General features: G+C 64.0%; 23 protein-coding genes and 1 other RNA gene. 20 read left to right on the forward strand and 4 right to left on the reverse strand.

Features of this window, described 5'->3' with window-relative positions; all coding sequences use genetic code 11:
• Nucleotides 1-31 precede the first annotated feature (31 nt).
• Nucleotides 32-1,300 carry a transcription termination factor Rho gene (gene rho, locus P3T18_RS18930; protein ID WP_006048863.1) on the reverse strand — a complete coding sequence of 423 codons (1,269 nt, stop codon included), beginning with the start codon at nt 1,298-1,300 and terminating at the stop codon, nt 32-34.
• Nucleotides 1,301-1,525: 225 nt separating this feature from the next.
• A complete protein-coding gene (gene trxA / locus P3T18_RS18935; RefSeq protein ID WP_054039468.1) occupies nt 1,526-1,852 on the reverse strand; it encodes a thioredoxin TrxA in 327 nt (108 codons plus the stop codon).
• Nucleotides 1,853-2,328: 476 nt separating this feature from the next.
• On the opposite strand from trxA, the gene ffs reads away from it, so the two are divergent.
• The 8 genes from ffs (at nt 2,329) to P3T18_RS18975 (ending at nt 10,901) form a co-directional block, all read left to right on the forward strand.
• Nucleotides 2,329-2,427: signal recognition particle sRNA small type (gene ffs, locus P3T18_RS18940), an RNA gene on the forward strand.
• A 275-nt stretch (nt 2,428-2,702) separates the two neighbouring features.
• On the forward strand, nt 2,703-5,342 hold the full coding sequence (locus P3T18_RS18945) for a DNA polymerase III subunit gamma/tau (RefSeq protein ID WP_429301479.1): 2,640 nt from the start codon (nt 2,703-2,705) through the stop codon (nt 5,340-5,342).
• Nucleotides 5,343-5,403: 61 nt separating this feature from the next.
• Complete coding sequence (locus P3T18_RS18950) at nt 5,404-5,730, forward strand: YbaB/EbfC family nucleoid-associated protein (protein ID WP_429301480.1); 327 nt, start codon at nt 5,404-5,406, stop codon at nt 5,728-5,730.
• A 365-nt stretch (nt 5,731-6,095) separates the two neighbouring features.
• Complete coding sequence (gene recR, locus P3T18_RS18955; protein WP_429301481.1) at nt 6,096-6,692, forward strand: recombination mediator RecR; 597 nt, start codon at nt 6,096-6,098, stop codon at nt 6,690-6,692.
• A 50-nt stretch (nt 6,693-6,742) separates the two neighbouring features.
• Complete coding sequence (locus P3T18_RS18960; RefSeq protein ID WP_429301482.1) at nt 6,743-8,014, forward strand: CaiB/BaiF CoA transferase family protein; 1,272 nt, start codon at nt 6,743-6,745, stop codon at nt 8,012-8,014.
• Nucleotides 8,015-8,083: 69 nt separating this feature from the next.
• A complete protein-coding gene (locus P3T18_RS18965; protein ID WP_429301483.1) occupies nt 8,084-9,121 on the forward strand; it encodes an ABC transporter substrate-binding protein in 1,038 nt (345 codons plus the stop codon).
• Nucleotides 9,122-9,185: 64 nt separating this feature from the next.
• Entirely contained in the window at nt 9,186-9,998 is an 813-nt protein-coding gene (locus P3T18_RS18970) for an ABC transporter ATP-binding protein (RefSeq protein ID WP_429301484.1), read from the forward strand.
• A 78-nt stretch (nt 9,999-10,076) separates the two neighbouring features.
• Nucleotides 10,077-10,901, forward strand: a complete 825-nt coding sequence (locus tag P3T18_RS18975) for an ABC transporter permease (protein ID WP_429301485.1) — start codon at nt 10,077-10,079, stop codon at nt 10,899-10,901.
• Between the two features lie 75 nt (nt 10,902-10,976).
• Here P3T18_RS18975 and P3T18_RS18980 read toward each other — a convergent pair whose 3' ends face one another.
• Entirely contained in the window at nt 10,977-11,951 is a 975-nt protein-coding gene (locus tag P3T18_RS18980; RefSeq protein WP_429301486.1) for an NADPH:quinone oxidoreductase family protein, read from the reverse strand.
• Between the two features lie 304 nt (nt 11,952-12,255).
• Between P3T18_RS18980 and surE the strand changes: the two genes are divergently transcribed.
• The 6 genes from surE to rlmD all read left to right on the forward strand — a co-directional run bounded on the left by surE (nt 12,256) and on the right by rlmD (nt 18,405).
• Entirely contained in the window at nt 12,256-13,014 is a 759-nt protein-coding gene (gene surE, locus P3T18_RS18985) for a 5'/3'-nucleotidase SurE (protein ID WP_429301487.1), read from the forward strand.
• The gene (locus P3T18_RS18990) at nt 13,011-14,096 is read left to right on the forward strand and encodes a protein-L-isoaspartate(D-aspartate) O-methyltransferase (RefSeq protein WP_429301488.1); all 1,086 of its coding nucleotides are present in this window, start codon (nt 13,011-13,013) and stop codon (nt 14,094-14,096) included. Before surE ends, P3T18_RS18990 begins: the two co-directional genes overlap by 4 nt.
• Before the next feature lie 5 nt (nt 14,097-14,101).
• On the forward strand, nt 14,102-15,031 hold the full coding sequence (locus P3T18_RS18995) for a peptidoglycan DD-metalloendopeptidase family protein (protein ID WP_429301489.1): 930 nt from the start codon (nt 14,102-14,104) through the stop codon (nt 15,029-15,031).
• Nucleotides 15,032-15,042: 11 nt separating this feature from the next.
• Nucleotides 15,043-16,113: an RNA polymerase sigma factor RpoS gene (rpoS, locus tag P3T18_RS19000; protein ID WP_429301490.1), complete on the forward strand. Its 1,071-nt coding sequence runs from the start codon at nt 15,043-15,045 to the stop codon at nt 16,111-16,113.
• A gap of 4 nt (nt 16,114-16,117) precedes the next feature.
• On the forward strand, nt 16,118-16,897 hold the full coding sequence (locus tag P3T18_RS19005; protein ID WP_429301491.1) for a 3'-5' exonuclease: 780 nt from the start codon (nt 16,118-16,120) through the stop codon (nt 16,895-16,897).
• Between the two features lie 89 nt (nt 16,898-16,986).
• Nucleotides 16,987-18,405: a 23S rRNA (uracil(1939)-C(5))-methyltransferase RlmD gene (rlmD, locus tag P3T18_RS19010; RefSeq protein WP_429301492.1), complete on the forward strand. Its 1,419-nt coding sequence runs from the start codon at nt 16,987-16,989 to the stop codon at nt 18,403-18,405.
• A 109-nt stretch (nt 18,406-18,514) separates the two neighbouring features.
• On the opposite strand, the gene P3T18_RS19015 is transcribed toward rlmD, so the two are convergent.
• Nucleotides 18,515-19,375: an outer membrane protein assembly factor BamD gene (locus P3T18_RS19015; protein WP_429301493.1), complete on the reverse strand. Its 861-nt coding sequence runs from the start codon at nt 19,373-19,375 to the stop codon at nt 18,515-18,517.
• Between the two features lie 38 nt (nt 19,376-19,413).
• Between P3T18_RS19015 and P3T18_RS19020 the strand changes: the two genes are divergently transcribed.
• The 6 genes from P3T18_RS19020 to phaR all read left to right on the forward strand — a co-directional run bounded on the left by P3T18_RS19020 (nt 19,414) and on the right by phaR (nt 26,947).
• Nucleotides 19,414-20,700 carry an RluA family pseudouridine synthase gene (locus tag P3T18_RS19020; RefSeq protein WP_429301494.1) on the forward strand — a complete coding sequence of 429 codons (1,287 nt, stop codon included), beginning with the start codon at nt 19,414-19,416 and terminating at the stop codon, nt 20,698-20,700.
• Nucleotides 20,697-21,554, forward strand: a complete 858-nt coding sequence (gene pgeF / locus P3T18_RS19025) for a peptidoglycan editing factor PgeF (RefSeq protein ID WP_429301495.1) — start codon at nt 20,697-20,699, stop codon at nt 21,552-21,554. The genes P3T18_RS19020 and pgeF overlap by 4 nt, the downstream gene beginning before the upstream one ends.
• Nucleotides 21,555-22,122: 568 nt before the next feature.
• Nucleotides 22,123-23,988: a class I poly(R)-hydroxyalkanoic acid synthase gene (phaC, locus tag P3T18_RS19030; RefSeq protein WP_429301598.1), complete on the forward strand. Its 1,866-nt coding sequence runs from the start codon at nt 22,123-22,125 to the stop codon at nt 23,986-23,988.
• Between the two features lie 134 nt (nt 23,989-24,122).
• On the forward strand, nt 24,123-25,304 hold the full coding sequence (locus P3T18_RS19035; protein WP_429301496.1) for an acetyl-CoA C-acetyltransferase: 1,182 nt from the start codon (nt 24,123-24,125) through the stop codon (nt 25,302-25,304).
• 151 nt (nt 25,305-25,455) lie between these two features.
• Complete coding sequence (locus P3T18_RS19040) at nt 25,456-26,196, forward strand: 3-ketoacyl-ACP reductase (protein WP_429301497.1); 741 nt, start codon at nt 25,456-25,458, stop codon at nt 26,194-26,196.
• 133 nt (nt 26,197-26,329) lie between these two features.
• Complete coding sequence (gene phaR / locus P3T18_RS19045) at nt 26,330-26,947, forward strand: polyhydroxyalkanoate synthesis repressor PhaR (RefSeq protein WP_429301498.1); 618 nt, start codon at nt 26,330-26,332, stop codon at nt 26,945-26,947.
• Nucleotides 26,948-26,987 lie beyond the last annotated feature (40 nt).

Here is a 26,987-nt window from a genome sequence, read left to right on the forward strand (position 1 = left end):
TTTCTGTTCGGTGCGAACGTGGTGGGGTGGCTTAGCTGCCGCCGCCTCGACGCATCATGTCGAAGAATTCGGAGTTGCTCTTCGTCTGGCGGATCTTGTCGAGCAGGAATTCCATCGACTCGACTTCGTCCATGTCGTGAATGAACTTGCGCAGCACCCAGATCTTTTGCAGCACTTCGGGCTTGATCAGCAGTTCTTCACGGCGCGTGCCGGACTTGTTCAGGTTGATCGACGGATAGACGCGCTTTTCAGCAAGGCGACGTTCCAGGTGCACTTCCATGTTGCCGGTGCCCTTGAACTCTTCGTAGATCACGTCGTCCATGCGGCTGCCGGTTTCGATCAGCGCCGTACCGATGATGGTCAGCGAACCGCCTTCCTCGATATTGCGGGCCGCGCCGAAGAAACGCTTCGGACGTTGCAGCGCGTTGGCATCCACACCGCCCGTCAGCACCTTGCCCGAGGCCGGCACGACGGTGTTGTAGGCGCGCGCGAGACGCGTGATCGAGTCGAGCAGAATGACCACGTCGTTCTTCATTTCGACGAGGCGCTTGGCCTTTTCGATCACCATTTCGGCAACCTGCACGTGACGCGCAGCCGGTTCGTCGAAGGTGGAGGCGATCACTTCGCCAGCCACCGAACGCTGCATTTCGGTCACTTCTTCAGGGCGTTCGTCGATCAGCAGCACGAACAGCACGACGTCGGGATGGTTCTGCTTGATCGCGTGTGCGATGTGCTGAAGCATCACGGTCTTGCCCGACTTCGGCGACGCCACCAGCAGGCCGCGCTGGCCTTTGCCGATCGGCGCGATCATGTCGATGATGCGGCCCGTGACGTTTTCTTCGCCGCGCATTTCACGTTCGAGCAGCAGCACCTTGTTCGGGTGCAGCGGCGTCAGGTTTTCGAACATGATCTTGTGCTTCGAGGCTTCCGGCGGCTGGCCGTTGACCTTGTCCACCTTCACCAGCGCGAAGTAGCGCTCGCCGTCTTTCGGCGTACGCACTTCACCTTCGATCGTGTCGCCCGTATGCAGGTTGAAGCGGCGGATTTGCGACGGGCTGATATAGATATCGTCCGTGCTGGCGAGGTACGAGGTTTCCGGCGAACGCAGGAAGCCGAAGCCGTCCGGCAGCACTTCGAGCGTGCCGTCGCCGAAAATCGTGTCGCCCGTTTTGGCTCGTTTTTTTAGAATGGCGAACATCAATTCCTGCTTGCGCAGGCGGTTCGCACTTTCGATCTCGAGGCCATTGGCCATCTCGATCAATTCGGACACGTGCAGAGTCTTAAGCTCGGATAAATGCATACGGAGAACCCGCAGGAGAAGGTGCGACGAAATGAAATCTGGGAGGAGAGTGAGCGGAACCGCTCAAGGACTTACACGTCTTTTCGACGTTTTGCGGATTCTAGCATAGCACACGCCAATTTCCGTCAGTGCGGCGGCATGGCATCTTATTCCTGGGCGTGTTGTCGTCTGACAACACGCCGGACCGGGCGCGCCAGCGTAAGCGGCGCGCCGATGCTTACGCTATTACAGGTTGCCGTCGAGGAACGCGGTGAGTTGCGACTTCGACAATGCGCCAACCTTCTGCGCGGCGACAGCGCCATTCTTGAACAGGATCAGCGTGGGGATGCCGCGCACGCCGAACTTGACCGGCGTCGACTGATGTTCGTCGACATTGATCTTGGCGATTTGCAGGCGATCGGCGTAATCCTTCGCGACTTCGTCGAGGATCGGCGCGATCATCTTGCACGGACCGCACCATTCAGCCCAGAAATCGAGCAGCACGGGTTTATCGGATTTCACGACGTCCTGTTCAAACGACGCGTCGCTAATATGCTTGATTGATTCGCTCATTGTATGAATACCTCTATCGGATCGAGGCCCGCCTGAATTGCTCGCCACGATACATCAATACCTAGGGAAACTTCTGTTCGCTTTGCCGCAATCACGGCCCGCCGGCACATGCCTGAAAAGCCGTCCGGCTGTTTCAGGCATGTGCGGAAAGCGCGCGATTGCGGGTCATCCGTACATCAGTTTAGCTTAATTCGCTATGCGTTGCCGGTGGCGATAGTAGTCATCAGGGGCGGTGGGGCCGACGGCCGCCGATGAAGTGCCGCGCCGTTCCAATCGTTGCTACGTCTCCTATCTGGTGGCTCGCGAGACGAACTCAAGGGCCTGCGTGTCGCACGGCGAGGTGCCGTGCGAGTCGCCGGCGGCAAGCGGGGGAGTGCGTGCGGACACGGGCGTCGCGACGCTGGTTTGCTCGCGCAGCAGCGCTTTGCTCGTATTAACAGTCGCATTGTCGGCCGCGCGGTGATAGAATGTTTTGTGACGGGCCTCCTCGCATGGAGGGATGGTCAACCTGGTCAGGTCGGGAACGAAGCAGCCACAGCCGTTTTCCACCAGTGCCGAGGGTCAGGCTCGTCACCTTCCTCTTTCTTCCGCTGTACTCTGTTTTATCTCCGGGCGACTCAGCCTTCGGTTCATCTCCATCCTCACTGTACCTCCGGCTTTTCCGTTCGATTTTGTCTTGAGCGTTTGCCCGGCCCAAGCTCGTGCCGAGCGTCTGTCTCGATTGCTAAATACCGGGCGCAGCGGCTATTTTTTTCTATCGGTTCGTTAGCCAGTTTCAATGGGGCGGCGGCGTGCATTCGCGGGCCGTCGAATCGGTTTGGCGCGGCATCGTTACTGATACAATTTCCGGATGACCTATCAAGTTCTCGCACGCAAATGGCGGCCGAAGGATTTCGCTTCGCTCGTCGGACAGGAGCACGTGGTGCGCGCGCTCACGCACGCGCTCGACGGCGGCCGTCTGCACCACGCTTATCTGTTTACCGGCACACGCGGGGTCGGCAAGACCACGCTGTCGCGCATCTTCGCAAAAGCGCTGAATTGCGAAACCGGCGTGACGTCCACGCCGTGTGGCGTGTGTCGCGCGTGTCGCGAGATCGACGAAGGCCGGTTTGTCGATTACGTCGAGATGGACGCGGCGAGTAATCGCGGCGTCGACGAAATGGCCGCGCTGCTCGAGCGCGCCGTGTACGCGCCGGTGGATGCGCGCTTCAAGGTCTACATGATCGACGAAGTGCACATGCTCACCAACCACGCCTTCAACGCCATGCTGAAGACGCTGGAAGAACCGCCGTCGCACGTCAAGTTCATTCTGGCCACCACCGATCCGCAGAAGATTCCGGTCACGGTCCTCTCGCGCTGTCTGCAGTTCAATCTGAAGCAGATGCCGGCCGGCCATATCGTCTCGCACCTCGAACATATTCTCGGCGAAGAAAAAGTGCCGTTCGACGTGCAGGCGCTGCGCCTGCTCGCGCGCGCGGCCGACGGTTCGATGCGCGACGCGTTGTCTCTGACCGATCAGGCGATCGCCTATTCGGCCAATCAGGTCGACGAGGAAGCGGTGCGTGGCATGCTCGGCGCGCTCGACCAAAGTTATCTGATCCGCCTGCTCGATTCGTTGGCCGACGGCGACGGCGCAGCCGTGCTCGCCGTGGCGGAAGAAATGGCGTTGCGCAGTCTCTCGTTCTCGACCGCCTTGCAGGATCTGGCGAGCTTGCTGCACCGGATCGCGTGGGCGCAGTTCGCGCCGTCGTCGGTACTGGAAGAGTGGCCGGAGGCGGCCGATTTGCGGCGCTTCGCCGAAGCGCTCAGCGCCGAACAGGTGCAACTGTTCTATCAGATCGCGACCATCGGTCGAAGCGAACTGGGCCTCGCGCCAGACGAATTCGCCGGCTTCACCATGACGCTGCTGCGCATGCTCGCGTTCGAACCGGCGCCCACGGGCGGCGGTGGCGGGGCGCCGGCGCGTCCGGCCGGGTCTGCGGGAGCCGGGGGCGCGAAGCGCGCCGGCGCGCCGACGGTCGCGGCACAAGGTTCGGCTTCAGGTTCGGCGCCTGGTTCGACGCAAGCAGCGGCACGCGGCGCGGCGCCCGTGGCCGCAGCGGATCGCGCTGGGAGTGCCGCCACGAACGAAGCCGCACCTGTGCCGCGCGCACAAGCTGCCGATAGCGCGGCGCGCAACGTCGAATCCGCTCAGAACACGCCGGCACCGAAGGCCGACGTGGCGTCCGAGCCGGACACCCCGGCGGCCCGCGTAAGCACGCCGACACAGTCCGCAAGTGTTTCGGCACAAACGGCGCCGGACTCGCCGTCAGCCGATGCGCAGCAGATTTCAACTGGGGTCGCTTCAGATCCGACGCCTGCGCGTGAAGCGTCGGCGCAAGCTGCCCCGGCCCGCCCGCTGGCACCCTGGATGGACGAGCCGTCGGCCGGCGCGACCGCGAGCGAAGCGTCCACCGCCGTCACGCAGCAGAATGAAGCGCCCGAGTCGCCGCTCACCGCGCCTGCCGCGGCGGCGTTCGCGCGAGCCGAAGAGGCTGCGCCCGACGCGCCGTCGGTGGAACCGGCTTCCGCGCCGTCCGCAGACGCACCGCGCCGGGCAGGCGGTGCGAGCGCGGCGCTCGACGTATTGCGCAGCGCAGGCCTCAAAGTGTCGTCCGACCGTGGCCGCGCCACGGCTGCCGCAGCGGCGAAACCGGCTGCGCCTGTCACGCCCAAGCCGGTCGCCCCGCGCGTCGTGGTGCCCGTGCCGACACCCGGCGCTCCGCGCCGCGCGCAGCAGGCCGAAGCCGCACCCGCCGCACCCGCAGCGTCGGCTGCACGCTCGCCGTCGCCATCGGCTGCGCGTCACGGCGGCGATCAGAACGGCTCGTCGACCCCGCCGTGGGACGACATTCCGCCCGACGACTACATGCCGCTGTCGCCCGCCGACGAAGGCTATTACGACATGCCCGAAGACAACTTCGTGCCGGTCTTCGATAGCGGCCCGGACGACGTTCGCGTGAGCGCCGCCGCGCCCGCCGCACCGACGCCCGTGGTCGACAAACGGCCGCTGCCGCCCGCCGTGCCGCTCGATTCGTTGGGCTTCACGGGCGACTGGCCCGCGCTCGCCGTCGATCTGCCGCTCAAGGGCATCTCGTATCAGCTCGCGTTCAATAGCGAGCTGATGGCGCTCGAAGGCGACACGCTCAAACTGAACGTGCCGGTGCCGCAGTACGCGGAAGCGTCGCAGGTGGCTAAACTGAAAGTCGCGCTGGCCGACAAGCTCGGCCGCAGCGTCGAGGTGCTGGTCGAAGTCGGCGCGGCGCGTCGCACGGCGGCCGCGCTCGACGCGGCCCAGCGCGCCCAGCGTCAGCAGGAAGCGGAGCGCGAGATCGGCGCCGATCCGTTCGTGCAGTCGCTGATTCGCGAGTTCGGCGCGAGCATCGTGCCGGGTTCGATCCGCCCGATTACGCAGGACGCAAGCGCCGGCGGCGCGTCGTCCGCTCATTGATTCGTCGCGCCTCGCGGCGCACCGATTTCCCGATTTCACGCTATCAAGAAGGAGCATGTCCATGATGAAAGGTCAACTCGCCGGGCTGATGAAACAAGCCCAGCAGATGCAGGAAAACATGAAGAAGATGCAGGAGCAGCTTGCATTGATCGAAGTCGAAGGGCAGTCGGGCGCCGGTCTCGTGAAGATCACGATGACCTGCAAGAACGACGTGCGCCGCGTGTCGATCGATCCGAGCCTGCTCGCCGACGACAAGGACATGCTGGAAGACCTCGTCGCCGCTGCATTCAACGACGCCGTGCGCAAGGCCGAAGCAACCGCGCAGGAAAAGATGGGCGGCATGACTTCGGGCCTGCCGCTGCCGCCGGGCTTCAAACTGCCGTTCTGAACCCGGTGCCGCCGATGGGCGGCGCACGGCGAGCGCGACGGAATAAGCCGCGGCGTGACCCGTGCGTGTCCGTCGCGCAGTCTGCAGTCTGTGCTGTTCGCGTTGTTCGTGCCGTCTACGCGGCGCGTTTGAGTTGGCGCCAGTAGCTACCGCCTTGCGAGCAGCGCGGCGGCTTAACGGCTCATCGGCTGAACGAACGCCAGAATGAATTTGCCATGCGGCAAATTCAGGTCTGGCGTTCCGGCCGGTCTGTAGTTGCAGTCGTAGTCGTCGTTAATTCGTAGTCAATCTGACAGAACCTACCGCGTCGTTCCCGGATTGCCGGGCGATTCCCGGACAAACCACTTCGACGCCGCCGATTCCGCATGAAACAACCTTCCGCCTTGTCGGCGCTCGTCGAAGCGCTACGCGTACTGCCCGGTGTCGGGCCGAAGTCCGCGCAACGCATGGCTTATCACTTGATGCAGCACGACCGCGAGGGCGCCGAAAAGCTCGGCCGCTCCTTGCTGTTCGCGACCGAGCATCTGCAGCACTGCGAGAAGTGCAACACCTTCACCGAGGCGCAGATCTGCGAAGTCTGTCTCGACGAAGAGCGCGATCCGTCGCTGCTGTGCGTGGTCGAGACGCCGGCCGATCAGATCATGCTCGAACAGACCATGACTTATCGCGGCCTCTATTTCGTGCTGATGGGGCGGCTGAGTCCGCTCGACGGCATCGGCCCTAAAGAAATCCATTTCGACCGGCTCGTCAAACGGGCGTCGGACGGTGTCGTCAAGGAAGTCGTGCTTGCGACCAATTTCACCAACGAAGGCGAAGCCACCGCGCATTACCTCGGACAAACGCTCAAGGCGCGCGGGCTCGCCGTCACGCGTCTCGCGCGCGGCGTGCCGGTGGGCGGCGAACTCGAATACGTCGACGCGGGTACGATCGCCCGCGCGATGCTCGACCGGCGTTCGATGTAACGCCGGCGAGCGTCCCGCGCGGCGTCGCGAACAGAACATAGAGGAGACATATGAGCGTCAATTCCGACTCCGGCGCGCGCGCCGCTTCTGAGGCACAAACCAGCGAAGCACAGCCCGGCCAGACCCAGCCCGGCCCTCTCGCCGGCGTCAAGGTTCTCGAACTCGGCACCCTGATCGCCGGCCCGTTCGCCGCGCGCTTTCTCGGCGAGTTCGGCGCGGACGTCATCAAGATCGAAGATCCGAAAGGCGGCGACCCGTTGCGCAAATGGCGCAAGCTCTATCCGGAAGTCGGCGGCACCTCGCTGTGGTGGGCCGTGCAGGCTCGCAACAAGAAATCCGTCACGATCAATCTGAAAGCGGAAGAGGGTAAGGAGATCGTGCGGCGTCTTGCCAAGGAAGCGGACATCGTGGTGGAGAACTTCCGGCCGGGTCTGCTGGAAAAGCTCGGGCTCGGTTACGACGTGCTGTCGGCGGACAATCCGGGGCTCGTCATGGTGCGTCTGTCCGGCTATGGGCAGACCGGTCCGTATCGCGACCGGCCGGGATTCGGCGCGATCGCCGAATCCATGGGCGGCTTGCGTCACATTACCGGCTACCCGGACTTGCCGCCGCCGCGTATCGGCATCTCGATCGGCGACTCCATCGCCGCGCTGCATGGCGTGATCGGCGCGTTGATGGCGCTGCATCACAAGCAGGTGAACGGCGGCAAAGGTCAGGTCGTGGACGTCGCGCTCTACGAAGCCGTGTTCAACATGATGGAGAGCGTGGTGCCGGAGTACGGCGTGTACGGCATGGTGCGTGAGCGCACCGGCGCTTCGTTGCCGGGCATCGTGCCATCGAACACCTATCCGTGCCGCGACGGCAGCATCGTGATCGGCGGCAACAGCGATCCGATTTTCAAGCGTTTGATGGTCGCCATCGAGCGCGACGATCTCGCCAATGACCCGGCGCTTGCGCATAACGACGGCCGCGTGCCGCGCACCCAGGAAATCGACGGCGCGATCGCCGCCTGGCTCGCCACGCGCACCATCGACGAAGCGCTGGCGGTGCTCAATGCCGCCGACGTGCCGGTCGGCCGCATCTTCAGTGTCGCGGACATGTTCACCGACCCGCAATTCATGGCGCGTCAGATGATCCAGCGCTTCAAGTGGCAGGACGGACACGAAATCACCTTGCCGGCAGTCACGCCCAAGCTCTCGCAGACACCCGGCGAAACCCGCTGGCTGGGTCCCGAACTGGGTGAACATACCGATGAAGTCCTGCAATCGCTAGGTTATGATGCAGACCACATCGCAAGGTTGCACGCGCAACAGATCGTGTAAGCGCGGCACTGCGGTAAGAGATAAAAGCACGGCGAAAACGCCGGACCACAAAGTTGGAGACTCGAGACCATGCAACGCCGAACCTTCCTCGCCGGCAGCGCCGCTTTCGCGGGCGCTGCACTTGCCGCCACGCCGCTCTCGTTCGCTCAGGGCAAACCCGAAACCCCCAAAGTCGCGATTGCCGTCGGCGGTAAGAATCTGTTCTATTACCTGCCGCTCACCATCGCCGAGCGTCGCAATTACTTCAAGGACGAAGGCCTCGACGTCGAAATCTCCGACTTCGCGGGCGGTTCGCAGGCCTTGAAGGCGGCGGTCGGCGGCAGCGCGGACGTCGTCTCGGGCGCGTTCGAGCACACCTTGCTGTTGCAGGCGCAGAAGCAGTCGTTCCGCGAGTTCGTGTTGCAGGGCCGCGCGCCGCAGATCGTGCTGGCGGTGTCGAAGAAAACCATGCCGAACTACAAGTCGATCGCCGATCTGAAGGGCAAGAAGATCGGCGTCACCGCGCCGGGTTCGTCCACCTCGATCATGGCGAGCTTCGTGCTGGCGAAAGCCGGGCTCACGGCGAAAGACGTGTCGTTCATCGGCGTGGGCGCCGGCGCGGGCGCGATCGCGGCCTTGCAGTCGGGACAGGTCGACGCGATCGCCAATCTCGATCCGGTCATGACCAAACTCGAGCGCACCGGCGAGATTCGCGTGGTGTCCGACACGCGCACGCTGGCCGACACGCGCAGCGTGTTCGGCGGCGATATGCCGGCCGGTTGCCTCTACGCGTCGCAAAGCTTCATCACGAAAAATCCGACCACCACGCAGGCGCTGACCAACGCGATGGTGCGTGCGCTCAAATGGCTGCAGACGGCCACCGGCAGCGAACTCATCAACACGGTGCCGGAAGGCTATCTGCTCGGCGACCGCGCGGTGTATCTCGACGCGTGGCAGCACGTCAAGGAAGCCATGTCGCCCGACGGCCTGATGCCGGCCGACGGTCCCGCGACCTCGCTGAAGACCTTGCAGGCTTTCGACCCGAACGTGCAGGGCAAGCCGATCGATCTGTCGAAGACGTGGACCAACGACTTCGTCAAGAAGGCGCTCACGACCGTCAAGGCCTGAGCATCGGGGCGTTCGCCTTCCCGATAACCGACCTACCGAAACCGATTTCGAAGCGAGTCGAACGATGACCGTTGCCGCTCTGGCGCTCGAGAACATCACCTGCACGTTTGCCGCGCGCGACAACCGCGCGCAGCGCTACACCGCCGTCAAGGACACGACCTTGCGCATTGCGCCGGGCGAGTTCGTGTCGGTGGTCGGGCCGACCGGCTGCGGCAAGTCCACCTTGCTGAACGTCGGCGCGGGTCTGCTGGGTCCGTCGTCGGGCACGGTCAGCGTATTCGGCGAGCCGCTCGCCGGCATCAACCGGCGCGCCGGCTACATGTTTCAGGCCGACGCGCTGATGCCGTGGCGCTCTGCCATCGACAACGTGATGGCCGGTCTGGCGTTTCACGGCGTGGCGCCCGCCGAAGCGCGCAGCAAGGCCGACGAGTGGTTAAAGCGCGTGGGCCTCGGCGGTTTCGGCGACCGTTATCCGCATCAACTGTCCGGCGGCATGCGCAAACGCGTCGCAATGGCGCAGACGCTGATTCTCGACCCCGACATCATCCTCATGGACGAGCCGTTTTCCGCGCTCGATATCCAGACGCGTCAGCTGATGGAAAACGAGTTGCTCGACCTGTGGGCCGCCAAACGCAAGGCGGTGCTCTTCATCACGCACGATCTGGACGAGGCGATCGCCATGTCGGATCGCGTGGTGGTGTTGTCGGCGGGGCCGGGCACGCATCCGATCGGCGAATTCACGATCGATCTGCCGCGTCCGCGCGACGTCGCCGAAATTCGTGCGCATCCGCGTTTCGTCGAATTGCATGCGCAGATCTGGAGCGTGCTGCGCGACGAAGTGCTCAAGGGTTATCAGCAGCAACTCACGGCAGTGTGAGCGCGCCCGCGGGGCGAATCTCCGCCGCCGGCGTTCAACGGGTCGTGCATCGATCAATCGAGTAAGGCAAACCGAGTCATGTGGAAGACGTTGCGCCCGAACCGGGCGAATCTGGTGATCTGGCAATGGCTGCTGCTCGTACTGTGCTTCGTGCTCTGGTACGTGCTGACGAGTCCGACCTTGCTGCCGGCGTTCTATTTCGACGATCCGAACAAAGCGGCGTTCTTCTTCGGCGAGCCGCAGAAGGTGCTGCAACGCATCTGGGAATGGTTCACCGGCGGCGAAATCTATCTGCATCTCTGGATCACGCTGGTCGAGACGGTGCTCGCGTTCGTGCTCGGCACGGCCTTCGGTCTGGGTGTCGGTTTGTGGCTCGCCTTGTCGCCGCTCGCGAGCGCACTGTTCGATCCGTACATCAAGGCGGCCAATTCGATGCCGCGCGTGATTCTCGCGCCGATCTTCGGCGTGTGGTTCGGGCTCGGCATCTGGTCGAAGGTGGCGCTCGGCGTCACGCTGGTGTTCTTCATCGTGTTCTTCAACGTCTACCAGGGCGTGAAGGAAGTCAGTCCGGTCGTGCTCGCGAACGCGCGCATGCTCGGCGCAAATCGCAAGCAACTGCTGCGTTTCGTGTATCTGCCGAGTGCGATGAGCTGGGTATTTTCGAGCCTGCATACGTCGGTGGGTCTGGCCTTCGTCGGCTCGGTGGTCGGCGAATATCTCGGCTCGGCGCGCGGCGTCGGCTATCTGATCCTGCAGGCCGAAGGCACCTTCGACATCAACACGGTGTTCGCGGGCATCCTGGTGCTGACGGCGTTCGCGCTGATTCTCGATGCGATTGTCGGCATCGGCGAGCGGCGGCTGATGAAGTGGCAGCCCAAGACCGGCGATACCGAAAAGCTGTAGTTCCCCGATCCGCTTCGGGCAAAAAGAACGGCGCACGGTTGCAGAACCGCGCGCCGTTTTTTCAGGCAGCCGGCGTTACGGTGTGATGACGACCTTGCCGATCACGCGGCGTTCAGCCATGTCGCGCAGCGCGCGTGGCGTGTCGTCCAGCGAATAGCGCGCCGACACGTAAGGCTTGAGCTTGCCTTCGCCGATCCAGCCCGTCATCTGTTCGAACGCGGCGTGATTGCGTTGCGGTTCGCGTCTCGCAAAGTCGCCCCAGAATACGCCGACCAGACTCGCGCCCTTGAGCAGGGTGAGATTCAGCGGCAGCTTCGGGATCTCGCCGTTCGCAAATCCGACCACGAGATAACGCCCACGCCAGCCGATGCTGCGAAACGCCGGTTCCGCATAAACGCCGCCGACCGGATCGTAAATCACGTCCGGACCGCGGCCGTCGGTCAGCGCCTTGATGCGTTCGCGCAAATCTTCGCTGCTGTAATTGATCGTGGCGTCCGCGCCGTGCTTCACGCAGACGGCAAGCTTCTCGTCGCTCGACGCCGCCGCGATGACGCGCGCGCCGAGCGCCTTGCCGATTTCGACCGCCGCCAGTCCGACGCCGCCCGCCGCGCCGAGCACCAGCATGGTTTCGCCCGCCTGCAACTGCCCGCGATCGACCACCGCATGATGCGACGTGCCGTAAGCCAGCGTGAAGGCCGCGGCCAGGTCGAACGGCACGCCTTCTGTCAGCGGCACGCACGCCGCGGCCGGCGCGACGGCCTGCTCGGCGAATCCGCCCGAACCGGTGTACGCGACCACGCGCGAGCCTGGCTTGAACTGGGTGACATCCGCGCCGACCGCGCGCACGACACCCGCGACTTCCGAGCCGGGCGTGAAGGGCAAAGGCGGCTTGAACTGATATTTGTTTTCGATGATCAGGACGTCGGGAAAATTGACGGCCGCGGCTTCGACGTCGATCACGACATGGCCCGGCGGCGCCTCGAGATCCGGCAACTCCTCGACGACCAGGCTCTCGGGCGGCCCGTACTGATTACAGCGAATCGCGCGCATCGTGTCTCCTCATGAATGGTGGGCAAAGCGCGGCCGACGCGAGGGGGCCGGCGTCGCCGTCCTGCGCGGGGCAGGCATGTCGAGTGTAAAACAATCAGTACGATCGTGCGGTTCCACGGGAGCGGCGGCCACCGCGCGCATGGACGCGCCGCGTGCACGCCACGCGCTTGCGGCATGCTTACGGTGCCTTCAAGGTGTACTCGCCAGATGCCGGCGACGGCGGCGTGGCGTGCACTTTGCATATCGCGTGCGCGGCGTCCGCCGTGTCGTTCGCGCGTCTTCTTTCCTCGGTTACAATCGCCGCATGCGAATCCTACTCAGTAACGACGACGGTTATCTGGCGCCTGGTCTTGCCGCGCTTTACGAAGCGCTCAAGCCGATCGCGGACGTCACCGTGATGGCGCCCGAGCAGAACTGCAGCGGCGCATCGAATTCCCTCACGCTGTCGCGGCCGCTGTCGGTGCTGCGTTCGGCCAACGGCTTCTATTACGTGAACGGCACGCCGACCGACTCGGTGCACATCGCGCTGACGGGCATGCTGGACCACACCCCGGACCTCGTCGTTTCGGGTATCAACAACGGTCAGAACATGGGCGAAGACACGCTCTATTCGGGCACCGTCGCGGCCGCCACCGAAGGCATCATGTTTGGCGTGCCGGCCATCGCTTTTTCTCTGGTCGACAAAGACTGGGTTCATCTCGACAGCGCGGTGCGGGTCGCCGCGGAAATCGTCGCGCACTACCTCGAACAGCCGCTCAGAGGGCATCCGCTGCTGAACGTCAACATTCCGAATCTGCCGTACGAGCAACTCGGCGAGTGGCGCGTGACGCGACTCGGCAAACGGCATCCGTCGCAGCCGGTGATCCGCCAGACCAATCCGCGCGGCGAGCCGATCTACTGGATCGGGCCGTCCGGCAGCGCGCGCGACGCGAGCGAGGGCACCGATTTCCACGCCGTCGCCAACGGTCACGTATCGATCACGCCTCTGCAACTCGACCTGACCCACACGCAGATGCTGCCCGCGGCGCGCGACTGGGTGCGCTCAGGCAGCGGTGCTTCATGACGAACGAGCGCGCAAAGCGCTTTCCGCTCGGCCTCGAAGACCTGGTGCGCGAACCGCGCCGGCCTGAAGGACGTCCGGGCGAAGTGCGCGCAGCCGCGCTCGCCGCGAGTGCGGCGCTGAACGCGCGCAAGCAGCCGGCAAAAAATGCGCCGCTCGGTTCCACCGGCAAGCCGGTGCAGATGCAGTCGCCGGCGCGGCCGACCGGCACGGCGCAACCGAAGATGCAGCCGCAGGGAAAAGCGCTCGGCCAGCCGCAAGCCAGAACGCAGCAATCCGGCACGCAGTCCAGTCAGGCTGGTGTGAAACCCAGCGCGCAGCTTCAGTCGCCGGGCCGGGCGCAGACGCCGTCGCCCTCCAAAGCCGTGACGTCGGTGACGGGCGCGCGCTCGGCGCCGCGTCCCGCCACCGCGCCCAACGTCGCTTTGAATGGCGCGTTGTCGCTGACTTCGGAACGGGTTCGCGAACGGATGGTCGAACGCCTGCGTGCCAACGGCGTGACCGATCCGCGCGTGCTGAACGCGATGGCGGTCGTGCCGCGCCACATGTTCGTCGATCCGGGTCTCGCGGCTCAGGCTTACGAAGATGCGGCGCTGCCGATCGGTCACCACCAGACGATCTCCAAGCCATCGGTGGTCGCGCGCATGATCGAACTCGCGGCGGCCGGGCGCGCGCTCAACAACGTGCTGGAGATCGGCACGGGTTGCGGTTATCAGGCGGCGGTGCTGAGCCAGGTCGCGCGCGACGTTTACTCGATCGAGCGCATCAAGCCCTTGTCCGAGCGCGCGAAGATCAACCTGCGGCCGTTGCGCATTCCGAACATCCGCCTGCATTACGGCGACGGTCGCCTCGGTTTGCCTTCGGCGGCGCCGTTCGACGCGATCGTGATCGCGGCGGCCGGCCTCGACGTGCCGCAAGCCTTGCTTGAACAACTCGCGATCGGCGGCCGTCTGGTCGCGCCGGTCGGCTCGCAGGAAGGCCAGAACCAGGTGCTGACTCTGGTCGAGCGACTCGGACCCGCGCAGTGGCGCGAGTCGCGGCTTGATCGCGTTTTCTTTGTACCCTTAAAATCCGGAGTGATTTGACACCGATGAGTATGTTGCGCGCGATGCAGAGAACCACACTGAATGTGCCCATGACCGTAACCCAGCGTAGCGTGTGCGTGCTCGCCTTGTCCCTGTTGATGACGGCTTGTGCGAGCCGGCTCGATCAGGCGCCCGTCGTCGATCGCTCCGGCGGCACGGTGCTCGGCACGCAGGCGGCGCAGCAGCCGGCGGTGCCGCTCGGTCCGCCGCCGCCGGGTTATTACCGCGTCAAGCCAGGCGATACGCTATATCGGATCGCACTTGAAAACGGCCAGAACTACCGCGATATTTCGGCGTGGAACAATCTCACGAATCCGAATCAGATCGAAGTGGATCAGTTGCTGCGCGTCGTGCCGCCGGGCGCGAACACCGCCGCGCTCACGCCGGGCGTCGCCACCGCGCCGATCGGCAGCGGTGGTGCGGTGCAAAGCGCGCCGCTCGGCTCGACCAACGGCACGCCTGCGGCAGCCGGTGTCGCGGCGCCGCCGCTCTATAGCTCCGCGGCGAACAACGCCGTGACGCCGCCGCCCGCGAACGGCGCGAGCGACACGTCGACCGGTGCGTCCGGCAATATCGCGTTTGCATGGCCGGTGCGCGGGCCGCTACTCGGCACGTACAACGATTCGACCAACAAGGGCGTCAATATCGGCGGCGCGGCGGGCGATCCGGTGAAAGCTTCGGCGGACGGCCGTGTGGTTTATGCCGGAAATGGGCTGCGTGGTTACGGCAATCTCATTATCATCAAGCATGACGCAACTTATCTCACCGCGTATGCACATAACCGTGCTTTGATGGTAAAAGAGGGGGACGCAGTGACCAAGGGGCAGAAAATCGCCGAAATGGGAAACAGCGATGCCGACCGTGTGATGTTGCATTTCGAAGTTCGCCGGCAGGGTAAACCTGTCGACCCACTGAAGTATTTGCCGCCGCAATAAGCGATACGACCATGCCGAAATCGAAGCGCCGCCTGCCGCAAGCCGAGTCCGAGACGACCAGCCGTGCCACGTCCGCTTCGATGGACGAAGGCAGCGCTTCTGAAGTGGAAGAAGAGATCGCGGAAGAACGCGATCTCGACGAGCGTCAGAGTGGCGCGGACGAGCCCAGCGAGACCCGCGAAGCCGCGCCCGACGCCGACGATTTCCGCGCACTGCTGCAGGCCGAACTCACGGCCGACACAATTCAACACTATTTGAACCGCATTAGCGTCAAGCCGCTTCTCACCGTCGAGGAAGAGCAGAAATACTCACGTCTCGCCAAGGCGGGCGAGTTCGAAGCGCGCCAGGTGATGATCGAGCGCAATCTGCGCCTCGTCGTCAGCATCGCGAAGGGTTATCTGAATCGCGGCGTGCCGCTGCTCGATCTGATCGAAGAAGGCAACCTCGGGCTGATGCACGCCATCGAAAAATTCGATCCGACGCGCGGTTTCCGGTTTTCCACTTACGCCACCTGGTGGATCCGCCAGAGCATCGAGCGCGCCATCATGAATCAGGCGCGCACCGTGCGCTTGCCGGTTCACGTGATTCGTGAGCTTAATCAGGTGTTGCGCGCCAAGCGGCACCTCGAGAAGAACTCGATGAATTCGGGCGAGGCGGCCGAACGCCGCGACGCCAGCATCGACGACATCGCTTACCTGACCGGCAAGACCACCGACGAAGTCACCGATATTCTCGCGCTGAACGAGCACACGGCCTCGCTCGACGCGCCGCTCGATCTCGACCCGGCGAGCAGCCTGCTCGACCTGTTGTCCGACGACCAGAGCCAGTCGCCCGATGCCGAAGTGCAGCACCGCGAGCTGGAAACGCTCACGCGCGCGTGGCTTGCGCGGCTGTCCGACAAGCATCGGCATGTCATCGAACGGCGCTTCGGGCTAAACCATATCGAGCCGGCCACGCTCGAAGAACTCGCCGACGAAATGGGCCTCACGCGCGAGCGTGTGCGCCAGATCCAACAGGAAGCGCTAGTGCGGCTCAAGCGTTTCTTTGCCTCCAACGGTGTTCGGAAGGACGCCGTTCTATAACCTGATGACACCGATTCTTGTATTCGACATCGAGACGATTCCCGATGTCGCCGGCATTCGCCGCCTCGAAGATTTACCCGCCAGCCTGACCGATGCCGAAGTCGCCGAGCACGCCTTTGCCGCGCGCCGCGAAAAAACCGGCGGCAGCGATTTTCTGCCGCACCATTTGCAGCGCATCGCCGCAATTTCCTGCGTGTTTCGCGACAACAACGGCTTCCGCGTGCGCTCGCTCGGCACGCTGGAAGACGGCGAGGCCGCGCTCGTGCAGTCGTTCTATCGCGTGATCGAAAAATACACGCCGCAACTCGTGTCGTGGAACGGCGGCGGTTTCGACCTGCCGGTGCTGAATTACCGCGCGCTCGTGAACGGCATTCCCGCCTACCGTTTCTGGGATCTCGGCGAAGACGACCGCGAGTTCAAGTGGAACAACTACATCAGCCGCTATCACGCGCGTCACACCGACCTGATGGACGTGCTGGCCATGTATCAGGCGCGCGCCAATGCGCCGCTCGACGCGCTCGCCAAGATGTGCGGTTTTCCCGGCAAGATGGGCATGGACGGCAGCCAGGTGTGGCAGGCCTACCAGGACGGGAAGATCGAGGAAATCCGCAATTACTGCGAGACCGACGTCGTCAATACGTATCTGCTGTATTGCCGCTTCCAGCTTATCCGCGGCGCATTTTCGGCGCAGGAGTATGCTGACGAAATCAATCTGGTCAAGAATGCGCTGGCGCTCGAAACCGCGCCGCAATGGGCCGAATACCTGGCCGCGTTCGACCAGTAGGTTCAGGCGCGGCGCCGTGCCGGATGGCCGGCAACGTCGGCGCTTCGTCTACAATCTCGCCTTTCCCCAAGTCTGTCAGGAAGTCGCAGGTGTCCCGAACTGCCCCACAACGTCGCGCGCCCAAGCGCCAGAAGGCGCCTCCGCCGGTCAAGGCGCGCGTTATCACCGGCAACGAGCCGGTCATCGAAATCGTTTCGCTCGATATGGAAGCGCGCGGCGTGGGCCGCATCGAAAGCGAAGACGGTACGCCCGGCAAGGTGATTTTCGTCGAAGGCGCGCTGCCCGGCGAGCGCGTCAGCTATTCCACGCATCGCAGCAAGCCTAAATTCGAGCAGGCCGAGGTCGTGCAGGTGTTTCGCGAGAGCGTGATCCGCACCAAGCCGAAATGCGCGTATTTCGACGTGTGCGGCGGTTGCTCCATGCAGCATCTGGACATTCGCGCCCAGGTCGCCGTCAAGCAGCGCGTGCTGGAAGACAATCTTCAGCATCTCGCCAAGCTGCGTCCGGAAACGGTGTTCCGGCCGATTCACGGGCCGTCCTGGGGATACCGCTATCGCGCCCGTCTGGCGGTGCGTTATCTGCCGGAAAAGGGCGGCATGCGCATCGGCTTCTACGAGAAAAAGAGCAGCTACATTTCGGACATGAAGAGCTGCGAGATTTTGCCGCCGCACGTGTCCGCGCTGCTGATGCCGCTGCGCTTCATGGTCCGCAAGCTGTCCATCCACGACCGCATGCCGCAGATCGAACTGGCGGTCGGCTCCTCGGTCACCGCGCTGGTGCTGCGCAATCTCGAACCGCTCACCGCCGCGGACGAACAGGTGCTGCGCGATTTCGCCGACGAGCACAAGATCCAGTGGTGGCTGCAGCCCGGCGGTCCGGACACGGTCGCACCGTTCCATCCGCTCGACGCGCAACTCGACTACACGCTGCCGGAATACAACATCCGGATGCCGTTCAAGCCGACCGACTTCACTCAGGTCAACCACCAGATCAACCGCGTGCTGGTAAGCCGCGCGCTGCGCCTGCTGGCGCCGGCGCCGACCGACCGGGTGCTCGATCTGTTCTGCGGAATCGGCAACTTCACGCTGCCGCTCGCGCGGATTTCGAAGGAAGTGGTGGGCATCGAAGGCAGTGAAACGCTGACCACGCGGGCGCTCGCCAATGCCGGCCTGAACGGCGTGGCGGGCCATACCTCGTTCGCGTGCCGCAATCTGTTCGAAGTCACCGCCGACGACATGCGCGCGCTCGGCCACTTCGACAAATTCCTGATCGACCCGCCGCGCGAAGGCGCGCTGGCGGTCGCGAAAGCGCTCGCGGAAATCGCGCAAAGCGGCGACGGGCCGCTGCCGAAGCGGATCGTCTACGTGTCGTGCAATCCGTCCACGCTGGCACGGGACGCGGGCCTGCTGGTGCACGAGGCGGGTTACCGGCTGGTCGGCGCGGGCGTGGTGAACATGTTCCCGCATACCTCGCACGTGGAGTCGATTGCCTTGTTCGAACGGGCCTGAGCCTGAGCACGTTGCGCCGGCGCGACCCATAAACCGGCGCATCAACAAAAACGCCACGACTCAGTCGTGGCGTTTTCATTTGCAGCGAGCTTTCAGTGCATGGCCAGGCTTAGAACTGCCACCACGATTTTTGCGCGCCGGGTCGCGGATGACCCGTGACGTACGGGCTGTCCGGGAACGTGCCGGCCAGCACGCGCTTCGTGTCGTCGGCGAGTTGCGGCTGATTCAGCTTCTCGTACGACAGCATCATGATGTGCAGCGCGTCTTCGATGGCCGGAGCGTTCTTGTATTCCTTCAACGCCAGTTGTGCGCGGTTGATGGCGGCGACATAAGCGCCACGGCGATAGTAGTAATCCGCCGCGTGAACCTCGTGCGACGCCAGCGCGTTCACGATATAGCGCATGCGTTGTGCCGCATCCGGCGCATACTTGCTGTTCGGGTATTTGTCGACCACGACCTTGAACGCGTCGTACGACTCGCGCAGCGACTTCGGATCGCGCTCGCTCATGTCCTGGCCGGAGAAGCGGCCGAACAGACCGAGGTCGTCGTTGAAGTGGATCATGCCTTTCAGGTAATACGCGTAGGCGATGTCCGGGTGATCCGGGTGCAGCTGGATGAAGCGGTCGATCGCCTGGTCGGCGGCGGCGTTTTCGTTGTCTTTCCAGTTGCAGTACGCAACGTTGATCTGGGCCTGCTGGGCGAAATGGCCAAACGGGTCGCGGCCTTCGAGCATCTCGAAGTACTTGGCGCACTTGCCGAAGTCACCACCCGAGAGAGCGTCGTTCGCCTCCGTATATAATTTGTTGTTGTTCCACGTAGCCGTTTCGTCGGTCTTTTCCGGCAGGCCGTGACAGGCCGCAACAACGGCAACGGCTGCGGCACACGCAATGTATCCGGCCACTTTCCGGGCCGCCTTCTTGATGGCCGCCAAATTGATCGCCGCTTTAGTGATGGTGTTCAAGGCTCGCATTTTCCAGTCTAGCTTTACGTCCAGGTGACCCAGACTCAATGACCCGCTCAAATACTCCTGGTACCGCAACCGGTGCCGGGAATAGCAACAAAGATTATAGCGTAAGCGCTGACCCCTCCGACGCATTGGACGTCGACTCGATCGACGACGATCTCGGCAGCGACGCGCTCGCCGGCACCGTCACGCCAGGCGTCGCCCAGGCCGTCGAAAGCCGCGTGGCGGACGAATCCCCGCGCAGCGTCGTGGTGCCGGACGAACTCGCCGGCGAGCGTCTGGACAAGGTGCTCGCGCGAATCTTTCCGGAGTTTTCACGCAATCGCCTGCAAAGCTGGATCGAGGCCGAGCGCGTGCGTATCGACGGCAAACCGGCGAAGATCCGCCAGCCGGTGCCGCTCGGCGCCACTATCGAACTCGTGCCGGACCTGCTGCCCGAGCAACTCGCGTTCACGCCCGAGCCGGTGCCGCTCGACATCGTCTACGAAGACGACACGCTGGTGGTGATCAACAAGCCGGCCGGCATGGTCGTGCATCCGGCGGCCGGCAACTGGAGCGGCACGGTGCTCAACGGTCTGCTGTATCGCTACGGCGAGGCCGCGGCGGGGCTGCCGCGCGCGGGCATCGTGCATCGGCTGGACAAGGAAACCTCGGGCCTGATGGTGGTGGCGCGCACGCTCGAAGCGCAAACCGATCTCGTGCGGCAACTGCAGGCGCGCACGGTGAAGCGCCGCTATCTCGCGCTGGTGTGGGGCAACATGCCGGAAGAGGGCACCATCGACGCGCCGATCGGCCGCGATCCGCGCGAGCGCACGCGCATGGCCGTGGTCACGAGTGCGTCGGGGAAAGCCGCGCGCACGCATTTCCGGCGCGTCGATACGGCGATCTGGCAGCGTCAGCCGGTCACCGCGATCCATTGCGACCTGGAAACCGGCCGCACCCATCAGATTCGCGTGCATTGCGCCCATATCGGCCATCCGCTGCTGGGCGACCCGGTGTACGGACGCGCGCGTGGCAAGCGCTCGGTCACGCCGTTGCCGGACGGCTTCGCGCGCCAGGCGCTGCACGCGTGGCGGCTGGGTCTGATTCACCCGCAAACCGGCCGCACGATGCAATGGCGCGCCGATGCGCCGGAAGACATGCAGGTGTTGTCGGCGGCGCTGGGTCTTGGACGCGACGATGCGGGCGAGTTCGACGAGACGTATTACGAAGAAGACGGCTACGAAGACGACGACCTCGACGCCTACGAGGGCGATGACGGCGAAGAGGGCGAAGAGGGCGAAGAAAACGAAGACGGCGGCCACGACCACGACGAGGACGACCGCGCATGAGCTTCCCCGATCTGAGCTTCGACGATGTCGTGCAGCCCGCGTGGAACGTCTCGCCGCGCGTGCGCGCGCTGGTCACGACGCGTGACGGCGGGGTCAGCGAGCCGCCGTTCGGACGCTGGCGCGATGGCGTCGACCAGCCGGGCGGACTGAACCTCGGCATGAAGTCAGGTGACGACCCGGCCGCGGTCGCGGCGAATCGCGCGCGTCTGCTGAAGCTGGCGAACGTTCAGGAAGCTGCGTGGCTCGAGCAGATTCACGGCGCGGGCATCGTGCGCGCCGAAGATGTGCTGGCGCACGCGCACACCAGCGGCACACCCACCCGCGCGGACGCCAGCGTGACCGCTCGCAGCGGCACCGTCTGCGTCGTGATGGTCGCCGATTGCATGCCGGTGCTGCTGTGCGACGAAGCGGGGCGCGCAGTCGGCGCGGCGCATGCGGGTTGGCGCGGCCTCGCGGCCGGCATCGTCGAGCAGACTGCCGAGCGTGTCGCCGAACTCGCGGGTGTCGACGCGCGGTCCTTGCATGCGTTTCTCGGTCCGTCGATCGGACCCGAGACGTTCGAAGTCGGCGCAGACGTGCGTGACGCCTTCATGAACGGCGTCGGCGCCGCACAACGCGAAGCGACGTCCAGCGCGTTCGTCACGCATCCACACAACCCAGACAAATACCTCGCCGATCTTCCCGCGCTCGCGCGCCTGCGTCTGCAAAAACTGGGCGTGACGGACATCGTCGGCGGCGATCTGTGCACGGTCACGCTGCGCGAACGCTTCTATTCCTACCGGCGCGATCGCGTGACCGGACGCATGGCCGCGCTGATCTGGCTCGACGACGCAGCACCGGCCAGCGCGCGCTGATTCTTCATCGTCAAACGCAGGCATCCCATGCGTTCGGGCGCGTGCGAACAGCCGTTCGCCGCGTCTGACGAATCAGCGTATGCGGGTTTGTTGGGAGGCGGCGGCACGGCAAATTTGCTGCGCCGCCGTAAATGTCCGACCACGCACGGATATGCCGGAAAAAGCCCGTCTTCGCGAATGGATGGGCGCGCATAAGCCCATGCAAAATGGGAGTTTTTTCGCCGACGCCGACGCGTCGCCGTGCCGACCTAGAAGCGCGATCTGCTACACAGGGAAAACGATAATTAAAAAACTATCGCACTGCGGCAAAATCGGGAACAAGCATTGACATGGCTTGCGATGGGGAGCAAGAATGTTCCTCACGGCTCCTCGTGCAAGGGACAGGGCGTGACGAGGTCGCGAGCATTCGCCCACGCGCGCACGAACCTGCCTCTCCAACCCGTCCGCAAGGACTTACCGGTCAAAAGCAGGTATGGCAGCATCACATTCCTCAGCTTCCCCCAGCACCGACTCCTCAACGGAGCAGACGCAGCAGACCGGTACGAGCGGCGCTATGCCGGCCGCCGGCATGCAGCAATTGTTCGACGCATGGATGAACGCATGGCGCACGCTCGGCGCACCCGCAGGCGGCAGTGCGCTGCCGGGTTTTCCGGGTTTGCCGGGTTTGCCTTTCGCAATGCCGCAGATGCCGCAAATGGGCATGCCGCCGATTCCGTCCATGCCTTCCTTCGCCGGCATTCCCGGCATGCCCGACTTCAGCAAGCTCGCAGCAGGCGCGCTGCCTTCCATGCCCTCGCTACCGTCCATGCCGCTGTTCGCCGGGCTGAACGTGCCGAGCGCGGCCATTCCCGCCGAGCGTCTGCAGAAGCTGCAAGCCGACTACTCGCGTGAAGCCATGGAGCTGATCCAGCAGTCCACCGGTTCGGCGGTCAAGGCGCCCGAACTCAAGGACCGCCGCTTCAGCGCCGACGCCTGGAGTGCGACGCCCGCGTATGCCTTCACGGCAGCCTGGTACTTGCTGAACGCACGCTATCTGCAGGAAATGGTCGACGCGCTCGACACCGAACCGAAAGTGCGCGAGCGCATCCGTTTCGCGGTCCAGCAATGGACCGCGGCCGCGTCGCCCAGCAACTTCTTCGCGCTGAATCCCGAGGCGCAAAAGACCTTGCTCGACAGCCACGGCGAGAGCTTGCGCCAGGGCGTGATGAACCTGCTTGCCGACATGCAGCGCGGCAAGATCTCGCAAACCGACGAATCGCGTTTCGTGGTCGGCGAGAACCTCGCGAACACCGAAGGCTCGGTGGTGTTCGAAAACGACCTGATCCAGCTGATCCAGTACAAGCCGCGCACGGCCACCGTGCGCGAGCGGCCGCTGCTGATCGTGCCGCCTTGCATCAACAAGTTCTACATTCTCGATCTGCAGCCTGAGAATTCGCTGGTCGCGCACGGGCTCGATTCGGGGCATCAGGTGTTCCTGATTTCGTGGCGCAATGCCGATGCCTCGATCGCCCACAAGACGTGGGACGACTACATCGGCGAGGGCGTGCTCAAGGCCATCGAAACGGTCAGCAAGATCAGCGGGCGCGAGCAGATCAATACGCTCGGCTTCTGCGTCGGCGGCACGATGCTCGCCACGGCGCTGGCGGTAGCGGCCGCGCGCGGCGAACATCCGGCGGCGTCCATGACCCTGCTTACCGCCATGCTCGATTTCACCGACACGGGCGTGCTCGACATCTTCGTCGACGAAGCCCACGTGCAGATGCGCGAGCAGACCATCGGCGGCAAGAACGGCGCGCCGGGTCTGATGCGCGGCCTCGAATTCGCCAACACGTTTTCGTTCCTGCGGCCGAACGACCTCGTGTGGAATTACGTCGTCGACAACTATCTCAAGGGCCGCACGCCGGTGCCGTTCGATCTGCTCTACTGGAACAGCGATTCGACGAGCCTGCCTGGCCCGATGTACGTCTGGTATTTGCGCAACACGTACCTCGAAAACAGGTTGCGCGAGCCGGGTGCACTGACCACCTGCGGCGAACCGGTCGACCTCACGAAGATCGACGTGCCGACCTTCATCTACGGTTCACGCGAAGACCATATCGTGCCGTGGGAAACGGCCTATGCGTCGGTGCCGTTGCTGAGCGGGCCGCTGAAATTCGTGCTCGGCGCGTCGGGCCATATCGCGGGCGTGATCAATCCGCCGGCGAAGAAGAAACGCAATTACTGGGTGCTCGAAGGCAATCCGAAAACGCTGCCGGAGAAACCGCAGGAATGGTTCGGCGAGGCGAGCGAAGTCGCGGGCAGCTGGTGGCCCGAATGGACCACGTGGCTCGACCAGTATGGCGGCAAGAAAGTGAAGCCGCGCGCGGAGCCGGGTTCGAGCGAGTTTCCGGTTATCGAGCCGGCGCCTGGGCGTTACGTGCGGCAGCGTGAATGAGGCAGTGAACAGGACGGTGTACGACGAGTGAGCGCCGGCTGAACGCCTGACGGTTCAGCGGTGCAGAAGCAGCAAGATTTTTTTAACTTGACGGGCAGCGGCGCAGCAGGCCGACATGCCCGGAGGATATGGAAATGACTGATGTAGTGATCGTATCGGCCGCCCGTACGGCAGTTGGCAAATTCGGTGGATCGCTGGCGAAGATCGCGGCGCCGGAACTCGGTGCCACGGTAATTCGCGCCGTGCTCGAACGCGCGGGTCTGAAGCCCGAGCAGGTCAGCGAGGTGATTCTCGGCCAGGTGCTCACGGCGGGCTCCGGCCAGAATCCGGCGCGCCAGGCAGTCATCAAGGCGGGCTTGCCCACGGCCGTTCCCGGCATGACGATCAACGTGGTGTGCGGCTCGGGCCTGAAGGCAGTGATGCTGGCGGCCAACGCGATCATCGCGGGCGACGCCGACATCGTGGTGGCCGGCGGCCAGGAAAACATGAGCGCCGCGCCGCACGTGCTGCCGGGTTCGCGCGACGGCTTCCGCATGGGCGACGCGAAGCTGGTCGACTCGATGATCGTCGACGGCCTGTGGGACGTGTACAACCAGTATCACATGGGCGTGACGGCGGAAAACGTCGCGCGCGAATACGGCATCACGCGCGAGCAGCAGGACGCGTTCGCGGCGCTGTCGCAGAACAAGGCGGAAGCCGCGCAGAAGTCGGGCCGTTTCGACGACGAAATCGTGCCGGTCGAGATTCCGCAACGCAAGGGCGATCCGGTGCGTTTCGCCACCGATGAATTCGTGCGTCATGGCGTGACGGCCGAATCGCTGGCCGGGCTCAAGCCGGCCTTCTCGAAGGAAGGCTCGGTCACGGCGGCGAACGCGTCGGGTCTGAACGACGGCGCGGCGGCGGTGCTGGTGATGTCGGCGAAGAAAGCCGAAGCGCTCGGTCTGAAGCCGCTGGCGCGCATCAAGGCCTACGCCACCTCGGGTCTCGATCCGAAGGTGATGGGCATGGGTCCGGTGCCGGCGTCGCGCCGCTGCCTCGAACGTGCGGGCTGGACGGTCGACGATCTCGACCTGATGGAAATCAACGAAGCCTTTGCCGCTCAGGCGCTCGCCGTGCATCAACAGATGGGCTGGGACCAGTCGAAGATCAACGTGAACGGCGGCGCTATCGCCATCGGTCACCCGATCGGCGCGTCCGGTTGCCGGATCCTCGTCACGCTGCTGCACGAAATGCAGAAGCGCGACGCGAAGAAGGGCCTGGCTTCGTTGTGTATCGGCGGCGGCATGGGTGTCGCGCTGGCGCTCGAGCGGGCATAAGCAGAGTGGTTGTGCGCCACGCGGCGGGTGCGTGGCGCGTGGTGAGCAGTCGCCTCGTCAGCCGGTCGCCCGGCGGCAGTGGAGATGAAGTACAAGGCGAGGAAAGAGGCAGCCGGTCGGCGCCTCGAAAACGAAAAACGGAGTGTAGTTTATGACACAGCGAATTGCGTACGTAACGGGCGGGATGGGCGGCATCGGCACGAGCATTTGCCAGCGGCTGCACAAGGAAGGCTTCCGGGTGGTCGCCGGTTGCGGCCCGAACTCGCCGCGCCGCGTGAAGTGGCTCGAAGAGCAGAAGGCGCTGGGTTACGACTTCGTCGCGTCCGAAGGCAATGTCGGCGACTGGGAGTCCACCAAGGCCGCGTTCGACAAGGTCAAAGCCGAAGTCGGCGAGATCGACGTGCTGGTGAACAATGCGGGTATCACGCGTGACGTGGTGTTCCGCAAGATGACGCATGAAGACTGGACGGCGGTGATCGACACCAACCTGACCAGCCTCTTCAACGTCACCAAGCAGGTGATCGACGGCATGGTGGAGCGCGGCTTCGGGCGCATCATCAATATCTCGTCGGTGAACGGTCAGAAAGGGCAGTTCGGCCAGACCAATTACTCGACGGCGAAGGCCGGCATTCACGGCTTCACGATGGCGCTCGCACAGGAAGTCGCAACCAAGGGCGTGACGGTCAATACCGTGTCGCCGGGTTATATCGGCACGGACATGGTCAAGTCGATCCGCCCCGACGTGCTGGAAAAAATCGTCGCGACGATTCCGGTGCGCCGTCTCGGTCAGCCGCAGGAAATCGGCTCGATCGTGGCGTGGCTCGCCTCGGACGAATCGGGCTTCTCCACCGGCGCGGATTTTTCGCTCAACGGCGGTTTGCATATGGGCTGAGTCGACGGCGCGCCGCTCACAAGGCGGCGCGCCCGGCTCGGATGGTTAGGACGGCGTCTGTCCTGCGCGGTGGCCCGATTGCGCAGTTGGCATGGCGCCGTTTCCGCGCTCAACTCGCGCTCAAAGGCGTTACATGACCACTACTACAAAGAAAATAGCCGAACGGTTGATCAAGAAGTATCCGAATCGCCGGCTCTACGATACCGAGACAAGCACGTACATCACCCTCACCGATGTGAAGCAGCTCGTGCTGGATCAGGAGGATTTCAAGGTCATCGATGCGAAGAGCAACGAGGACCTGACGCGCGCCATTCTGCTGCAGATCATTCTCGAAGAGGAAAGCGGCGGCTTGCCGATGTTCTCGTCGTCGATGCTCTCGCAGATCATCCGCTTCTACGGTCATGCGATGCAGGGCATGATGGGCACGTATCTGGAGAAGAATATCCAGGCCTTCATCGACATTCAGGCGAAGCTCGCCGACCAGTCGAAGAATCTGTACGAAGGCAAGGCGATGAATCCGGAAGTCTGGTCGCAATTCATGAACATGCAGGCGCCGATGATGCAGGGCATGATGACCAGCTACATCGAGCAGTCGAAAAACATGTTCGTGCAGATGCAGGAGCAGATGCAGAACCAGGCGAAGTCGATGTTCGCGACTTTCCCGTTCGTGCCGGGCGGTCCGGCGAATGCCGCCAATCCCGGCAGCGCGCCGCTCACTCCGCAAAACAATCCGGAAGCGGAAAAGAAGTAAGCCTGCCGCGCCGCGCGGTTTCATCGGCGCGTGGGCACGA

It is taken from the genome of Paraburkholderia sp. GAS199 (assembly GCF_050436585.1).
Taxonomy (GTDB): domain Bacteria; phylum Pseudomonadota; class Gammaproteobacteria; order Burkholderiales; family Burkholderiaceae; genus Paraburkholderia.

What these genes read in the sequence shown, in the direction of transcription:
- P3T18_RS19015 (WP_429301493.1), bottom strand. Translation starts at nt 19,375, where the DNA reads ATGCGAGCCTTGAACACCATCACTAAAGCGGCGATCAATTTGGCGGCC.
- P3T18_RS18980 (WP_429301486.1), bottom strand. Translation starts at nt 11,951, where the DNA reads ATGCGCGCGATTCGCTGTAATCAGTACGGGCCGCCCGAGAGCCTGGTC.
- P3T18_RS18965 (WP_429301483.1), top strand. Translation starts at nt 8,084, where the DNA reads ATGCAACGCCGAACCTTCCTCGCCGGCAGCGCCGCTTTCGCGGGCGCT.
- P3T18_RS18970 (WP_429301484.1), top strand. Translation starts at nt 9,186, where the DNA reads ATGACCGTTGCCGCTCTGGCGCTCGAGAACATCACCTGCACGTTTGCC.
- P3T18_RS18995 (WP_429301489.1), top strand. Translation starts at nt 14,102, where the DNA reads ATGAGTATGTTGCGCGCGATGCAGAGAACCACACTGAATGTGCCCATG.
- P3T18_RS19035 (WP_429301496.1), top strand. Translation starts at nt 24,123, where the DNA reads ATGACTGATGTAGTGATCGTATCGGCCGCCCGTACGGCAGTTGGCAAA.
- phaR (WP_429301498.1), top strand. Translation starts at nt 26,330, where the DNA reads ATGACCACTACTACAAAGAAAATAGCCGAACGGTTGATCAAGAAGTAT.
- recR (WP_429301481.1), top strand. Translation starts at nt 6,096, where the DNA reads ATGAAACAACCTTCCGCCTTGTCGGCGCTCGTCGAAGCGCTACGCGTA.
- phaC (WP_429301598.1), top strand. Translation starts at nt 22,123, where the DNA reads ATGCAGCAATTGTTCGACGCATGGATGAACGCATGGCGCACGCTCGGC.
- rho (WP_006048863.1), bottom strand. Translation starts at nt 1,300, where the DNA reads ATGCATTTATCCGAGCTTAAGACTCTGCACGTGTCCGAATTGATCGAG.
- P3T18_RS19040 (WP_429301497.1), top strand. Translation starts at nt 25,456, where the DNA reads ATGACACAGCGAATTGCGTACGTAACGGGCGGGATGGGCGGCATCGGC.
- P3T18_RS18990 (WP_429301488.1), top strand. Translation starts at nt 13,011, where the DNA reads ATGACGAACGAGCGCGCAAAGCGCTTTCCGCTCGGCCTCGAAGACCTG.
- P3T18_RS18960 (WP_429301482.1), top strand. Translation starts at nt 6,743, where the DNA reads ATGAGCGTCAATTCCGACTCCGGCGCGCGCGCCGCTTCTGAGGCACAA.
- pgeF (WP_429301495.1), top strand. Translation starts at nt 20,697, where the DNA reads ATGAGCTTCCCCGATCTGAGCTTCGACGATGTCGTGCAGCCCGCGTGG.
- P3T18_RS19005 (WP_429301491.1), top strand. Translation starts at nt 16,118, where the DNA reads ATGACACCGATTCTTGTATTCGACATCGAGACGATTCCCGATGTCGCC.
- rpoS (WP_429301490.1), top strand. Translation starts at nt 15,043, where the DNA reads ATGCCGAAATCGAAGCGCCGCCTGCCGCAAGCCGAGTCCGAGACGACC.
- P3T18_RS19020 (WP_429301494.1), top strand. Translation starts at nt 19,414, where the DNA reads ATGACCCGCTCAAATACTCCTGGTACCGCAACCGGTGCCGGGAATAGC.
- P3T18_RS18975 (WP_429301485.1), top strand. Translation starts at nt 10,077, where the DNA reads ATGTGGAAGACGTTGCGCCCGAACCGGGCGAATCTGGTGATCTGGCAA.
- P3T18_RS18945 (WP_429301479.1), top strand. Translation starts at nt 2,703, where the DNA reads ATGACCTATCAAGTTCTCGCACGCAAATGGCGGCCGAAGGATTTCGCT.
- trxA (WP_054039468.1), bottom strand. Translation starts at nt 1,852, where the DNA reads ATGAGCGAATCAATCAAGCATATTAGCGACGCGTCGTTTGAACAGGAC.
- P3T18_RS18950 (WP_429301480.1), top strand. Translation starts at nt 5,404, where the DNA reads ATGATGAAAGGTCAACTCGCCGGGCTGATGAAACAAGCCCAGCAGATG.
- surE (WP_429301487.1), top strand. Translation starts at nt 12,256, where the DNA reads ATGCGAATCCTACTCAGTAACGACGACGGTTATCTGGCGCCTGGTCTT.